The organism is Candidatus Symbiopectobacterium sp. 'North America' (genome assembly GCF_015762685.1).
GTDB lineage: Bacteria > Pseudomonadota > Gammaproteobacteria > Enterobacterales > Enterobacteriaceae > Symbiopectobacterium.
This window is the reverse complement of the sequence record NZ_PEHF01000024.1, coordinates 1-14,262: the sequence shown is the minus strand read 5'-3', so window position 1 is coordinate 14,262 and position 14,262 is coordinate 1. Positions and strand designations below refer to the sequence as shown.

The 14,262-nt window shown below is 42.3% G+C and carries 10 protein-coding genes, 2 tRNA genes and 5 pseudogenes; 9 read left to right on the top strand and 8 right to left on the bottom strand.

Annotated features, from left to right (window positions below; genetic code table 11):
- Window positions 1-26: 26 nt before the first annotated feature.
- The 4 genes and pseudogenes from CS369_RS05390 to CS369_RS05380 all read right to left on the bottom strand — a co-directional run bounded on the left by CS369_RS05390 (window position 27) and on the right by CS369_RS05380 (window position 2,906).
- A complete protein-coding gene (locus CS369_RS05390; RefSeq protein WP_196906308.1) occupies window positions 27-206 on the bottom strand; it encodes a hypothetical protein in 180 nt (59 codons plus the stop codon).
- A 66-nt stretch (window positions 207-272) separates the two neighbouring features.
- Window positions 273-1,019, bottom strand: coding sequence for an Ig-like domain-containing protein (locus CS369_RS25060; RefSeq protein ID WP_374191036.1), 747 nt, complete (start codon window positions 1,017-1,019; stop codon window positions 273-275).
- Between the two features lie 39 nt (window positions 1,020-1,058).
- A pseudogene (locus tag CS369_RS05385) lies at window positions 1,059-2,459 on the bottom strand (inverse autotransporter beta domain-containing protein); the annotation flags it as partial.
- A gap of 24 nt (window positions 2,460-2,483) precedes the next feature.
- Entirely contained in the window at window positions 2,484-2,906 is a 423-nt protein-coding gene (locus tag CS369_RS05380) for a LysM peptidoglycan-binding domain-containing protein (protein ID WP_210769478.1), read from the bottom strand.
- A gap of 967 nt (window positions 2,907-3,873) precedes the next feature.
- Between CS369_RS05380 and CS369_RS23060 the strand changes: the two are divergent.
- Window positions 3,874-4,281: pseudogene (locus CS369_RS23060) on the top strand (integrase arm-type DNA-binding domain-containing protein); the annotation flags it as partial.
- Window positions 4,282-5,376: 1,095 nt separating this feature from the next.
- On the opposite strand, the gene CS369_RS05375 reads toward CS369_RS23060, so the two are convergent.
- A complete protein-coding gene (locus CS369_RS05375) occupies window positions 5,377-5,631 on the bottom strand; it encodes a hypothetical protein (RefSeq protein WP_196906305.1) in 255 nt (84 codons plus the stop codon).
- A 30-nt stretch (window positions 5,632-5,661) separates the two neighbouring features.
- Complete coding sequence (locus CS369_RS05370; RefSeq protein ID WP_196906304.1) at window positions 5,662-5,838, bottom strand: hypothetical protein; 177 nt, start codon at window positions 5,836-5,838, stop codon at window positions 5,662-5,664.
- Window positions 5,839-6,459: 621 nt separating this feature from the next.
- Here CS369_RS05370 and CS369_RS23055 point away from each other — a divergent pair.
- The 3 genes and pseudogenes from CS369_RS23055 to CS369_RS05360 form a co-directional block, all read left to right on the top strand.
- Window positions 6,460-6,835 (top strand): annotated as a pseudogene (locus CS369_RS23055) (tyrosine-type recombinase/integrase); the annotation flags it as partial.
- 394 nt (window positions 6,836-7,229) lie between these two features.
- On the top strand, window positions 7,230-7,388 hold the full coding sequence (locus tag CS369_RS05365; protein WP_196906303.1) for a hypothetical protein: 159 nt from the start codon (window positions 7,230-7,232) through the stop codon (window positions 7,386-7,388).
- Window positions 7,389-7,400: 12 nt separating this feature from the next.
- The gene (locus CS369_RS05360) at window positions 7,401-8,306 is read left to right on the top strand and encodes a hypothetical protein (protein WP_196906302.1); all 906 of its coding nucleotides are present in this window, start codon (window positions 7,401-7,403) and stop codon (window positions 8,304-8,306) included.
- Window positions 8,307-9,144: 838 nt separating this feature from the next.
- On the opposite strand, the gene CS369_RS05355 is transcribed toward CS369_RS05360, so the two are convergent.
- A tRNA-Ser gene (locus CS369_RS05355) sits at window positions 9,145-9,234 on the bottom strand.
- Window positions 9,235-9,330: 96 nt separating this feature from the next.
- On the opposite strand from CS369_RS05355, the gene mtfA reads away from it, so the two are divergent.
- The 4 genes and pseudogenes from mtfA to CS369_RS05335 all read left to right on the top strand — a co-directional run bounded on the left by mtfA (window position 9,331) and on the right by CS369_RS05335 (window position 12,503).
- Window positions 9,331-10,122, top strand: coding sequence for a DgsA anti-repressor MtfA (gene mtfA, locus CS369_RS05350; protein ID WP_196906301.1), 792 nt, complete (start codon window positions 9,331-9,333; stop codon window positions 10,120-10,122).
- Window positions 10,123-10,230: 108 nt separating this feature from the next.
- Window positions 10,231-10,306, top strand: a tRNA-Asn gene (locus CS369_RS05345).
- Between the two features lie 161 nt (window positions 10,307-10,467).
- Window positions 10,468-11,767, top strand: a pseudogene (locus CS369_RS05340) (tyrosine-type recombinase/integrase).
- A gap of 385 nt (window positions 11,768-12,152) precedes the next feature.
- Window positions 12,153-12,503, top strand: a complete 351-nt coding sequence (locus CS369_RS05335) for a hypothetical protein (RefSeq protein WP_196906300.1) — start codon at window positions 12,153-12,155, stop codon at window positions 12,501-12,503.
- 351 nt (window positions 12,504-12,854) lie between these two features.
- Here CS369_RS05335 and CS369_RS05330 read toward each other — a convergent pair whose 3' ends face one another.
- Window positions 12,855-13,769: an Rpn family recombination-promoting nuclease/putative transposase gene (locus tag CS369_RS05330; protein ID WP_196906299.1), complete on the bottom strand. Its 915-nt coding sequence runs from the start codon at window positions 13,767-13,769 to the stop codon at window positions 12,855-12,857.
- Window positions 13,770-14,115: 346 nt separating this feature from the next.
- Between CS369_RS05330 and CS369_RS05325 the strand changes: the two are divergent.
- Window positions 14,116-14,208, top strand: a pseudogene (locus CS369_RS05325) (AlpA family phage regulatory protein); the annotation flags it as partial.
- Between the last annotated feature and the right edge of the window lie 54 nt (window positions 14,209-14,262).

Genomic DNA, 14,262 nt, shown 5'->3' with positions numbered 1-14,262 from the left:
TTATCAGCATCAAAATTGACGGTGACTCACTCTAGTGGATTACCTTGCGTATCTTCTACCCTGACGGTGACCATAGCGCGATCGGCCGTACCAGCAATCAGCGTTGGGCGATCGCTGGACAAAAGCGCGATCGTGCCATTGTTACGATCCCCATCGAACGTAATCGGAGATGCGGTATGTGTCGAAGCATTGCTGGAAGCAGTCACCGTGACGGCAAACGCCTGGGTGCTGGTAATGCTGGTTTGTGCAATCCCATCCGCATTAGTGCTGCTTTAGCGCTGACTAAAACGTACCTGGTTGCTATCCCGGTCTGAATGCCAATCAACCGCCACGTTGAACAACAAGTTACCATTGCTGTCCTCAACTTTGGCACTGAAAAGCACCGGGGTGCGGCCATCCGCAATATAAGGACCAGATGCGGGTGTGACAGCGACGACCTGCGCTGAGGCATTGTTTCCGATAAAGACGGTCTCTTTCATCGTCCGCTGTTGATTGACTTCCGCACTTACCCGAGATATGCCCGCCATAGTGCTGAGAAGCGTCGTCTCGACGATACCTTGAGCATCGGTGTTCACTGATGATGCTTCCACAACCGCGCCGTTATCAGCGCTGAACCCTACGGCAATATTATCAACTAGATTTAATTGTGTATCAATTACTTGAGTGCGAATAGCTTTCAGCATTTTGCCGTCAGCAATGCTGATTTTGGGGAGAACCGACAGATCGGCATCAGCGATATGAGCCGTGCTGCTATCAGACACAAAATTGATGTCAGCCCGTCGATTACTGTCGCCCACCGTTGCAGTTAGCGAACTGCTGCCAGCCCGAATGCTGGTGACCAGCACAGTTGCCTCTCCATTACTGTCCGTCAACACGCTCTCGGCAACAATCGCTTGGTTTGTCGCTTGCAGGCTGACGCGCACGTTTGGTACGCGGTTCCCTTCCGCATCAGAAACAATCAGATGAACGCTATTCTGTGCATTGCCATTGGCAAGGGCACCGTCGGCTACCACGTTCATCGCTTCGATACGTGCGGTGAGGCTATTCGCTACCACTGACACGTTGGCTGACGCAAAACGGGTGCCACGTGCTGATGGCGTGATGGTAAACGCCTCTGGGTATGTCCCAGCTGTCAGGGTAGAAACGTACTCATCGGCTGTTTGACGAATGAAGGGCGTTAAGGTTGTGTCGCTGCTTGCGCGATTGATTCCCGCTTTCTCCACGCTGATTTCGCTGTCTGAGACATCAACCGGAGTCCCCTCGCGATCGTTGATTCTGAGTACCAACTGTTGTTGCGCGGTGCCGTCGGCGGGAAGGCTGATATTTTTTGGCGTTAATGTGCTGTTTTCTGGGTAAATAGCCGCCTGAGTGACCAAAACCTGGGTATTGGCCTGAGAGGATTGATTGCCGCTCTTGTCCACTGCTACGCCTGTAATGGTGTAGCTGTTCCCACCTTGGTCGGATTGATAATGAGGCAGTATTACGCTGTAATCATCATCACTTTCTGGCAGAATGAGTCCGCCAGCAGCCATTAGCGTTGACGCAGACCAGTCAATGCGGGCTAATCCGTATTTACTTTCCACTGTGACATACAGTGATTTTTTCTCCCTGGCAAAACCAGTGACCAAGTTGGCCGTTTGCAGAGTAATAACATCGTTCTTGCAATATTCCAGGATGATATTGTTATTGCGATCGACCAGATCATAACGACTGCCAGCCAGCTGACGCATCGCGCCTACTGCATCCAGATCGATTTGCTGGCGCCAGGGTGCGCCTAAACGGTAATTCAGTTGTACGCCTAAACTCGCATCACTTTCTCCCGCCTTGCCTCTGCGTTGTTCTGCATTGAACGTAGCGAGAGGAAATGGCGTGTAGTTCACTCCAGCAGTAAAGGCGTAAGGATCGCGCTGACGATTGTTCTTACCAAACAGCGCAACGTCATTGCCATAATATTGCTCAAAGGTCAGCGCACCTCCCAATTGTGGCAACGCAGGTAGCCATCCTTGTGCTCGGATATCCCAACCACTCGCGGGACGCTTCTGAAAATCAGCAAAGTCAGGGGAGTCTTTCCAGCCTGTCAGGCGATGATAGCTGTTGGCACCCAATTTCATAAAATCACGCCAATATTCAATTCCGACGCCCATACGCGCGTGGTCACGTGACAAGTCATAATCAAGAAATGTATTGCCACCCAGCATCCAATCATCATTGAACCAGCGTAGACCGAGACCCACGTTTGAGTGGGTGCGATCGTCGGTGCGGTGCAGGCTACCTTGAGTAAAAACCAGTTTGTCCTGTTGCTCGTATAAAGGAACTAACAAGTCAACTTGGGAATTCTTGAGGTTCAGATTTTCATCAGCATTTAATTGCACACGCGCAGTACCAAACTGACTGAGCCACTGTTGGATGTGCGCATTAGCTTCATTAGTGACCATTCCTCGGGCCAGTGAAGCCGCCGCATCGCTGCTTTTATTGTTAGATAACTACGAACCCGTCAGGGACGCGAGGCCAGCTATTTTCTTAGCCTGCGTATCATCTTGCTTGAGTGGGGCTGGTGTTGCCTTTTGTCCGGGCTCGTGCCATTGCAGTGGCGCTAATGGAACCTCTAGTTTCTCGCCAGGTTGCAACTGTTCAAAATCGTGCGAATACGTACGAAACTGGTTAAGTTTGCGCAATTCATCCAGGCTTATATTGAATTTCTTCGCCACCGAGGCTGTCGTTTCACCGGGTGACAGCACGTAATTCTGAGTCTGCAAACCACTTTGGCCAGCAGGCCTTTGCAAAAAGCGCAGCTCATCGTTAGCCGTTACAATTGATGGTGTTAGGGTTGCCGACAAAAGAAAACAGACGTGAAAAGCCATTTGTAACCAGACAAACGACTTTAAACGTAATACCTTAGGCTGCATGTTAATTATTTCCATTGTCGACACCAATTTAATTATACATTATTCGGCCTGACTACATGAATATGACACTATTACCTACCACTTTGCTTTCACGAAAAAAAATAACAAACAGAGATAGTTAATTATGTTGCAGAGTTTTCTAAATCACCACTTATCGCGTAAATTTTAGGAATAAGCGTTCAAACAATGTTCGCCGAGCACTGCTTATGAAAGTCCGTATGCCAACACAATTCCCGGAGTCCTCATTCTGACTCATCGCTCCATTACCGATGATTATTGGGGTTATAACGAATTTCCAATTCTCCATTTGTTCATGGTTCAGATCTCACTGAATTGGTTATTTTCATTTATTCTTTCGGTACTTTTATACTCGACAATATAACATGACGATTGATTTTTTAGCAGAAAAGAAATTACTGATGCCTATAGAACAACGACATTAAAAAAACAGATCCATATATTTAACAGCGTGTCATAGCGGCACACTCTTATTTATAAAACGGGGCGGAATTAACACATACTTAGAAAATAACACAAACAGTGACATAACCAAATAAATAACTCAAATAACAATATTATCAAGTATATAGAATAGCTTAAATCATTATTTGACGTTGAGGCTAAACATGCACCTCAGAGAATCAGCAGAATTTTTAAAAACAGACTCAGATACATTGAAAGGAGAGAGCCTCTCAAACGACCTATCTATGGCACATAGATATACAGCAGCTAGACAAGCGCATCACGTGAGGTGAATGTCACAGAAAATTTTGCGATAACTGTTTGAATAATGCCGGAGACAGAGACGACTATTACAAGGTTCAGCGCTGTCCAAAAATGTAATTTTTTAATATAAAAACAAATGTTGTCATTATTTTTTTGTTCAGTAACGTGTTGCTGGATTCGTTTCAATCAGGCATTTTATGCCGTACCGGATGCATGGGGTTGTATGACAGGATTTTGCATTATCCCGAAGGAAACCAAAGAACTCTCAGGGCTTGTCGTATCAAGATTAAAAACAGAAGGAACCTATGCTATTGGTGGTGTTGATTATTTATACCTTCGCATCAGAGGCCAGTCCCGTTCATGGATTCTTTGTGTGGCGATGGGGTCAGCATCAATGCACTTGGCAGAACAGTTCCCCTACGCTTGAACATGGGCCTCTGCCCCTACCCTGAAATGTCATTTGCTGAAGTTCGTGATAACATGCGAGATCTACACAAGCAAATTCGCAACAGGATTAACCCGCTACAGGAAAGGTATGAGCAAAAAAGCCTTAGAGGTAAACCTCGCCGATAAGCGAAAGACACTCGCTGAATGCTGTAATGAAGTCTTAGAAATCAAAAATAGCGGGAGCGCTGTTGTTAAAAATAAATTACTTTTAAGTATAGTAATTAGGTTGTGTCACTCTCTTAACACGTAATTACGCGACAAATAGACACAACCCAAGATATCATTTATTTCACATTTTATTTAATCATAGAATCAAATCATCCATGGTTAGAATATCTATTTATATTCATTAAATGGTTAGACTGTTTATTTAGCCAATAATAAAACTCCTCATTGTATTTTTGTCCAAAGTTTTTTAAAACATTAGTGTCTATACGGAAAGGATAGTTACCATACCGATGGTAGTGATCTTTATTCTTCATCACTATAATTTCTAATGGTTTTGAATAATCATCTCTTACGCTTTTTTCCCCGAATGATTTGTGAAAATTTTTTAGAACTTTAGTTGCTATAATATTTAGTTTATTTTTCTCTTCATTATTAATAATGATAAGAAGATTGTATTCTATATTCGTTATTAAGTTTGAAATCATGAGGAATGAATTCTTTTTCTAAAATAGGTTTCAAAAAACCAGAAAATATAGACGAATTATTTTTTTCAAAACTTCGACCAGTACATTCTAAAAACTTAGTCAAAACAACATTAATTTCTTCACGTAAATCACTTTTTGCTGGTAAGGAATTATATTTCTTTAATATATTATTTAAATGAAAATCAATGTTTTTTGTGTTTCAAAACTAAATTTAGGATTGTTTTTCTTCTCAGAATTGATGATGGATGACAATACATCCAAGGCACAACGAATATGGTAAAGAGGAAAATTGTTTTTTTTGAATTGACAATATTTAAAGATTGACTGACAAGCTTCAACAAATTTCTCTCTATCGCATCCTTACTCTCAGATAATATCTGGCTATCTAGTGTCCCTGGTCTTATATGATAAATTAAATTTAATAATTTTCCTGTGTTAACTGAGAATTCATAATTGTTCAATAGCTTTTCTTGGTTTAAAACATGATACTCGAGTATTGCGTTGAAATTTTTATAATTTATAGTAGAATTACCCCCTTGGGAATTATTCTTGGTCACCTCTATCATCGCAGCGATCCAAAAACTTGATAAACCTGATAATTCTTTATCCAGTTCATTTGATATACCATGAAGATTATTATATGCTTAAGCAATATAGTCCCCTATTTTGCTTAATGTTTTAGACACAATATTGTTTTCGCTTTTCCAATATGGACCTGATGTATCAACTCTATGATAAAAACTTTCAATGTATTTTGATAACAAACCAAGATCGCCTTTGTTTATCTCGGGTTCGAGCATTAACTTATTAATAATTTTAATTGAAGCGATTAATGTTTTTTTAGAATGTTGATAACTTGTTTTTAAAAACAACTCTTTTTTATCATGAAGATCTTCCATTAATTTTTTTCTAGCACGGTAAACTTCATTTTATTTTGAAGGGGGGTTAAATATATTGATGAAATTTTTTCCCAGTTTCATTTTCGACATGCGAATGTCTTTTTTTTCTAAAACAGCTTCACTTTGTTTATTTTTTACATTATTCATCTCATCGGAGAAAACATTTGAATGATTATTATAACTGACACCATTTAAATTTACTGACATAAATAACAATCTCCATTTAATTACAAAATACTAATAAAGCATAGTGAGACATCTATTTGCAAGTCATAAGTTAAATTTAAAACCAATATTCATTTAATACTCATCATTAACGTTAATTAATTTATACATATAAATCAACAACACCCACTACTTATAGTGAGAAAACAACGCAAAACATAATACATAATACATATCGATGAATTTTGATATTTACCAGTAGATTCAAACGAGCCTATTTGTAATAACCACTAACTTTAAACAGTTCCATACTCATCCCATGCTTGAAATAAATAACTCAGCCCTTTCCATCTCACCCATTATTTAATATAAATAACCTTTATAAAATCAGCCAAATACCTTATTTTTGTTATCATAGACACTTCGTTAAATAATTAAAAATCAAGTCATGATAAAAACCAAACTGTATAAAAAGGTCACAGTAATCGAGTTACTTCCGCTAGAAGGTATAAATGAGATAGTTTGCCTGAAAATTGTCATGATAATGGTATAATACTTATTATTATATGTTATTTTATCCGAAAGTTTTTTGCTTCTATCTGACCTATATTGAGAAGAAGTGGTTCTGAACTCACAAAAAAACACTGATTAAATATCTAACCTGAAGAAATACTTCCCCAACTGAAACGCCTTAAAGGCTATAAAGACCGTAGCAGGCTTACCCTACCTGCAATAAATGCAATCTGCTGATATTCATTCGTTCCAGTGAACTCCGTTTTGTCCCTTGGTCAGAGATAGATTTCAAAAGTGCCTTATGGGTTATCCCTGAAAAACGTGAAGCCATCGCAGGGATCACGCATTCAGGCAGGGAGCCAAAATGCGTAGGAAGCATTATGTACCCTTGTGCCATCAGGCACTGGCAATTTTGGAAGAATTAAAAGACTTCACCTATGACGTTAACGGTGATCACGGTTTTATCCTTACGGGTTGTTGTGATGCGATGAAACCTATGAGTGAAAACACCATCAACGAGGCACTTTCTCTTATCGTCTTTTGCATATTTAAACATATGGTCTTTTTTGTTAAGTATTTCTAGATACCGCCTCAGACTAGTGAAACCAGGCTTTTTCGTTATATACTTTTATTATTTTAGTTTCCACTCAAACCTTCTCTTAATATGGAAAATCGACAGTATCTCCTATGTGACACATAATAGGAATCGTATCACAAGGTTGTACCTAAATAGCATATACATTTGGAATATCAACGTATTAAAAAATTCACCTTACAATAACTCCGGTCCAAACAGAACACTATTTTCAAAGAGAAGTTAACGCAATACAAACGAAAGCATAAGAAATTAAACCTATCATAGACTATGTTGACAGTGTGGATTAAAATAATATAAAAAATAAACATTAGGTGATAAAATAATGAATAATAAACCAAAAGGTGGAAAAATTTATACTCTCGACAATGAAGAAGCAGCAGCAGAAATGTTAATTGGTTATGAGAGTCAAACGCGCGTAGAGTTAAACAAAGAAACGATAGGACCTGTACAGCTAAAGTTAGTAGAAGATGTCGTTAATTAACAGCCACTGCCATTGCCTTCAACCGACAAGTGCAGATTAGATCCAATAAAGTATGTTGATATTTCAGCACCTGATTTTTATAAAGAGTTTGACTCTTTCGACATTCCAATTATAAGTATATATATTAAAGTTAAAAATGATTTTTTAGTATTTTATTATTTATGGGTTAATGAGCAAGGTGTGTTAATCAACGATAGTAATTACATTGATACGATTGGCTTAACATATGGAGCATTTCAAGGATATAAATCAAGTAAATATCCATCGTTTGGCGTTTATTTTAATAAAGTTAAGATAACTAGAAAAAAGGGAGAGACCATACGTGCCAATATTGTTTTCACTCCGTTATATTTAATGGCTGATGACGTTATTGGCTCCTATATCCCACGAAAAATTATCTACATCGGAGAAAAGTCTGGAGTCGGTTATGAATGGGCAAAACTAGCAGCGCTTGATTTTTGGCTTTCAATTAAAACTAAACAGAAAGACGAGTCAAAAATTAGTGGCAGCCCAGCTATTTTTACACTGATTTCAGCTGGAGCAATATTGTTAGCAGCTGGATTCGCTGCTTTTAGTTCAATTAGAACGCAGCTAAATAAAATAGCTCCCATAAAGCTTACACTTACAATACGGAACTATTTGGATTCTTGTTTATGTATTAGTGCCATGTTCATTGTAGATGATATACACAAAACTAGATCACCTATTTTACGATCTGGCGAGACAGATATTTTTCCGTACTCGAAAAGCAAAAACCTTGACAAAACACAACTCATTGATATAATTGTTATTTATAATGTAACCGAATTAAATGAAGGGAATTTTTTTAGATTCTGTATTGAAAATGCAGGAGGGAACAAATCAATTAGATTGAAAGAAATAACTGAATATAAATCAGGACAAATCATAGGGTTGTGAGATAAAAATTTCAATGAAGATTACAAAAAAATAGTATGCAATTTGCCAGACGCATGATCCGTGATCATAATACAGGTTTGATACGTTATTATACAATAATGTCTAATAATTAAACCTATCGTTCATCTGGGAATATTGGCATTACTTTCTTTTAACTTAAAAATTAAACATGTCATAAAAATCATCAAAAACCACAAAAAAACAATCTACTTTCACATCGAAAACACATGTTCTACCTGTTTAAATGAACTACAAAACGAATAAATTTAAAGTTTAACTGAATCAGCTCATCAAAGCTTTTATATATATAGAAAAAATCATTAAGTCATTTACTTAACTTCATTTCGGCTTTACCCGAAAAATAAAAAACCTAGCATAATGAAGAGGAAAATCAACCATGTTGTAGCAAAAACAGATGCAGACCAACTGGCAGATAAAGAAGCTGATTGCGAAGCGCTAAAACTGGCAATATTCAGCCAGCCCTAATCGAGTAACCACAGCTCTCTTCAGGCCATTAACTATTATCTCCTGTAAAACATCATAGTTACTCAATTTAAACCTCTGCTTTACTGCCTTCATGACTTCGCTGACTGTCATCGACATCCCTTTTTCTCTTACAAACCATCAACTTCGCTGTCCGCCCGCTTTTCAAACACCAGCGAATGCTAAAGATAATTTATTTCAAGAGTGTGAGCCAGGAGGGCTGCTCAGAAAATTACAACATGATAAAAATGAGAGGGTTAGGGACGGAAGGTGATTCTAAAGGGATGTTTAATGCGGAGTTTTATGCAGAACAAAAGCGAAAGCGAATCGTAACCAATTGATTTTGTAGGTTGATTGGCGGAGAGGGAGGGATTTGAACCCTCGGTAGAGTTACCCCTACTCCGGTTTTCGAGACCGGTCCATTCAGCCGCTCTGGCACCTCTCCGTTTAAGTGGTTGCTATAATGCCCTGTTTTACGGCATTTTAACAGCAGATACCCTTGCCTTTATATTCAAGTGACGACTTAGCGAGCAACACGACGATGAAATGGCCATGGAAAATACAGCACACACCGGAAAGCCCCCCTATTCAGTGGCAAGATGCTCTTGCTATTCCGTTGTTGGCACCGTTAAGCGATAGCGAGCAACAACGACTTATCCTGCTTGCCAGTGATTTTTTACATCAAAAACGTATCATTCCTTCACAGGGACTGACGCTGACTTCCGTTATGGAGCAGCGAATCGCACTGCTGTTTTGCTTGCCCGTTCTCAAGCTCGGCATTGAATGGCTCAACGGTTTCCATGAGGTGTTAATCTATCCCAACCCTTTTATTGTTAATGATGAATGGCAGGATGATATCGGTCTGGTGCACGCCGGGTCGGTGGTGCAATCTGGACAAAGCTGGGATCAGGGCCCCATCATATTGAACTGGCAAGAAGTGCAGGACAGTTTCGATTTATCGGGGTTCAACCTGGTCATTCATGAGGTCACGCACAAACTGGATATCCGTAACGGCGGTGAAGCTACCGGTATTCCACCGATTCCTTTACGCGATGTGGTGGAGTGGGAAACGCAGTTACATGCAGCAATGGAAGCACTGCAAGATGAAATCGATCAAGTTGGAGAGGATACCGCCAGCATGGATCCCTATGCGACCCAGGATCCGACCGAATGCTTTGCAGTGCTCTCTGAATATTTCTTCAGCGCACCAAAGCTTCTTTTCGAACGTTTTCCTACGCTTTATGGCTGTTTTAGTCGCTTCTACCAGCAAGATCCACTCACGCGATTAAAATCCTGGCAGCAGGCGAAGCAGCGGACCCCCGTGCTATATTGATGAAGAATTGGTCTTGGCTGTACACAGCCTAAGCAATCAGACAATACGGGCGAATTTACCGTTGACAGCCTGCCAGCCGACCGATAATATTCGCCCCGCTTACACAATTCCTCTGTAGTTCAGTTGGTAGAACGGCGGACTGTTAATCCGTATGTCACTGGTTCGAGTCCAGTCAGAGGAGCCAAATTCCTGTCCTTATGCATCCTTGCGAATCTCTATGTGTTTTAGGTTCAACTGGTTAGCTTGAAAAACTTTCCCGATGCGTTCTTACCTTTCCCTCTGCATCGGGAGAATTTGGTGGTCAGATTTGGGGTCAGATTGGTTCGATAATGGAGTAACCCCCAAATGGCTCTTAACGATCTAAAAATCCGCAACTTAAAAGCATCCGCTAAACCTTTCAAAGCCTCCGATTCACATGGGCTGTATTTACTCGTAAATCCCAACGGTTCACGCAACTGGTAACTCAAATATCGCATCAAGGGTAAAGAATCCCGTATTAGCCTGGGTGCCTATCCGCTGATCACTCTTGCCAACGCACGGCAGCAGAGTGAAAGCATTCGCAAGCAACTGGCGCACAACATAAACCCAATGCAGCGACGCTTCGATGAAAAGGCTGCCGGTTCCCCTGAAAAATGCTTTAAAGCCGTCGCACTGAGCTGGCATGGCAACAACAAGGCCTGGTCAGAAAACCACGCAGCCCGACTGCTTGCCAGCATGAACAACCATCTCTTTCCGGCAATTGGCAGCATGCTCGTGACCGAGTTAAAAACGCAGCATTTCACCACCCTGCTTAAAGGCATCGAAGCAAAAGGTTTACTCGAAGTCGCATCCCGTTCCCGACAGCATCTGTGCAATATCATGCGTTACGCCGTGCAGCGCGGGCTGGTAGAACACAACACGGCGCTGAATCTGGAAGGAGTAACCGCGCCGCCGGTCAAACGACATTACCCTGCCCTTACACTTGAACGCTTGCCGGAGCTACTGGCACGCGTTGGCGATTATACGGCCGGAAGACAACTGACCCGATTAGCGGTGATGCTTACCCTGCATCTGTTTATCCGCTCCAGTGAATTACGTTTCGCCCGTTGGGGTGAGTTTGATTTCAAGAACAAGATATGGACTATTCCCTCCACCCGAGAGGCCATTACTAGCGTGCGCTATTCGGGGCGCGGAGCGAAAATGTGCACCCCGCATCTCGTTCCCCTTTCCCAACAGGCCGTAGTTATTCTGAAACAGATACAAGATATCTCCAGCCATCAGGAATTGGTGTTCCCCGGCGATCATAACCCGTCCAAACCAATGAGTGAAAACACCGTTAACAGAGCACTGCGGTTAATGGGGTATGACACCAAAAACGATGTCTGTGGTCATGGATTCCGCGCGATGGCGTGCAGTGCCCTAATGGAATCGGAACTCTGGTCGCGGGATGCCGTCGAGCGCCAAATGAGCCATCAGGAGCGTAACAGTGTTCGGGCTGCCTATGTACATAAGGCAGAGCACCTTCATGCGCGCATTGCAATGGTGCAATGGTGCAATGGTGCAATGGTGGTCGGATTATCTGGATGTAAACCGTGAGGGGTACGTTGCACCGTATATTTATGCGAGAAGCTATCGGATAAATGAAATGAGCAGAGCCAATGGGTAAAGAAGAGAGTTAGCCGTTTTCCCCTTCTCTTTGCGAGAAGGTTAGCCAAGGGGCCATGCAATACAAGTGGCCCCAACCAGGCTAGCTTAACCTTTTGGCTCGATACCGCGTGTCTGAAGTTCCTTGCGCAAAACGCGTTTTATCCACGTAGCCAATGTCTTATCACCATCCTTATGGGCTTGTTCTTCCAGTTGTGCTCGAAACTCGTGAGAAAGCCGGATTTGGTACTGGTCTGTTTTTTATTTTTCACTTGACATTGTAATTACAAATTCCATAGCATGGTATCATTGTAATTACGCGGTGCTTTGCAACTGCAAAAGCGAAGCCCGGCAGTGCTAGGAACACTAACCGGACTTCTGACCACAACATTAAGGAGATTAATGCTATGGCTGATATCGATTGTAACACGAGCACGCCTTATCAATCACTGGCGGAGTGCGATACCCTCTATTCTGCCATGAGTGCCGCACTGGCTCATCTGGACTTCGCAAGCATGGACAAGGATGAGTTGTCGCTGACCGCCTATTACTGTGCCGAAGCGCGTGCCGGGCTTTGTCATTGCCTCAATTTTATTGGAGATGCGCTGATCACCTTTGCCGAGAATGAGGTATACGAACCCACGCCTGAGAGCTTGTGCCAATTAGGACATGAGCTGGCTGCTATCTGCCTGCTTATACCTGCCCTCACCGATATGCAAGAACGCGCGCAAGCACTGACCAGCAAGACCATTATCTGAATGTAGCTCTGCCCATTAAAGCTCTGCCGTGATCGTCCATGGTCAGGGTTTTTTGTTGGTCTAACGGCATAACGAACCATTTTTCGTATCCCATATCCCATGGTTATCGCATGCTTTTATCCTGTTCCCTTTGCTAACACAGATAGCCTTCTTCGCCGGCTAAAACATACCGCACAAAGACACCCGCTATAAATGGGATAGCTACAAAGTCACAACGTGGTGATGATCAATGGCATGCAGAGTTTGAACGCGATAAGTCTGATGTACAGAAGGAATAAAGAACAGCGCGGCATAACATGCAGAGCGCGGTGGCTCCCCGGTTCTTGGCTCGCATTGTTAGTTGATAAGCTATTACTGATGCAGTTGCGCCAACTCATCTGCTGTCAGACCAGTCATTTTCATCACAGCCGCATCATCCATGCCATTCTGTCGCATAGTGCTAACAATTTTCAGTATAGCCAGGCGTTCACTGCGCTTTCCTAATTCCATACCTTTATCAATACCCTTCTGCTCGAGTCGCTGCGCTATGGTCATCAGCTCTTCCTCATGCTGTGGCACCCGGTGTGCCAGTTCTCGGACAAAAGCCTCAACGTCTAACGCGTCTCCTGCCTCTACCATGTAGTTTACCAGTGATATCGTCTGTTGTCTGGTCATGTAACCCGCCAGCAGCAGCGTCACCAGTCTGTACATCAACTCCGCCAGATCGCGCTGACGAATATGCTTTTGCAACAGGGTCAGCGCCGCCATGCTGCGATGCTCCATGATTTCATCATCCGGGATCACCGTGATATCCACCAGCAGGAAAGGGTTACAGTAAAGCCGTTCAGCCACGTCGGGGCGATCGAATCCGTCTAACCAGTTGGTTGAGTAAGGATAAGGACTGGGGCTGCCTGCATAAAACAGTATCGGAATAACCAGCGGTAATGTCTTGTGTTTAGCATCAAGATGCTTCTGCATGGCCGCGATGGCGTATCTCATCAGGCGAAATGCCATGTGCTTGTCCACAGAGCTTTGGTGCTCAATCAGCACATGAATGTACCCTTCACCCACCCGCGTTTTTACGCTGTAGAGCACATCACTAAAATAGGCGCGTAGGTCTTCTTCAATAAAAGAGCCAGAGTCAAGTTTCAGGGTGGTAATGTCACACAGATCCCGCAGTTCACCAGACAAATGGAGTTGCATAAAATCTCTGGCGGTATCCGGGTTTGCCTGAAACTGTTTGAAAGTCGCATAATGGGGCGTCGGCGTGTTGCTACTCTTTTTCATTGTGTCAGGCTCAATAAGTCGTCTTTCACAATGTTAACAACCCTGACCTCTCAGCTTTATCAAAGAAAACGTGATTCTTCTTGCGACAATAGCGGCTAACATGATGCGCTTGTTAGCCCATACAGGGGCATCTATCCAACCAGATACCGTAATTGTCTTTTTTAACGATGCAATACAAGAGGTGAAAACCTACGCGCCTTCATGAAATGACTATTAGGCGTAAAAACCCTAAAATCCGTATTAAGGGTTGAATAACCCGTAATACGAGCTCACAAGCTTTCTCTTCAGCGCCGTCTGTGTTGTTGTGTTAGTGCACATTGTGTCTGACGGACTCAGGAGGAAAATAATGATATCCCACCAATTATTGCGTTTGAAACAAGTCAGAGAAAAAACAGGGCTTAAGCGCTCACAAATTTATTTGTATATGAAAGGGTCTTCCCCGATCATGGTGGGAGAATCATAACCCCATGTTTAACCTGACGTAATGGAACAT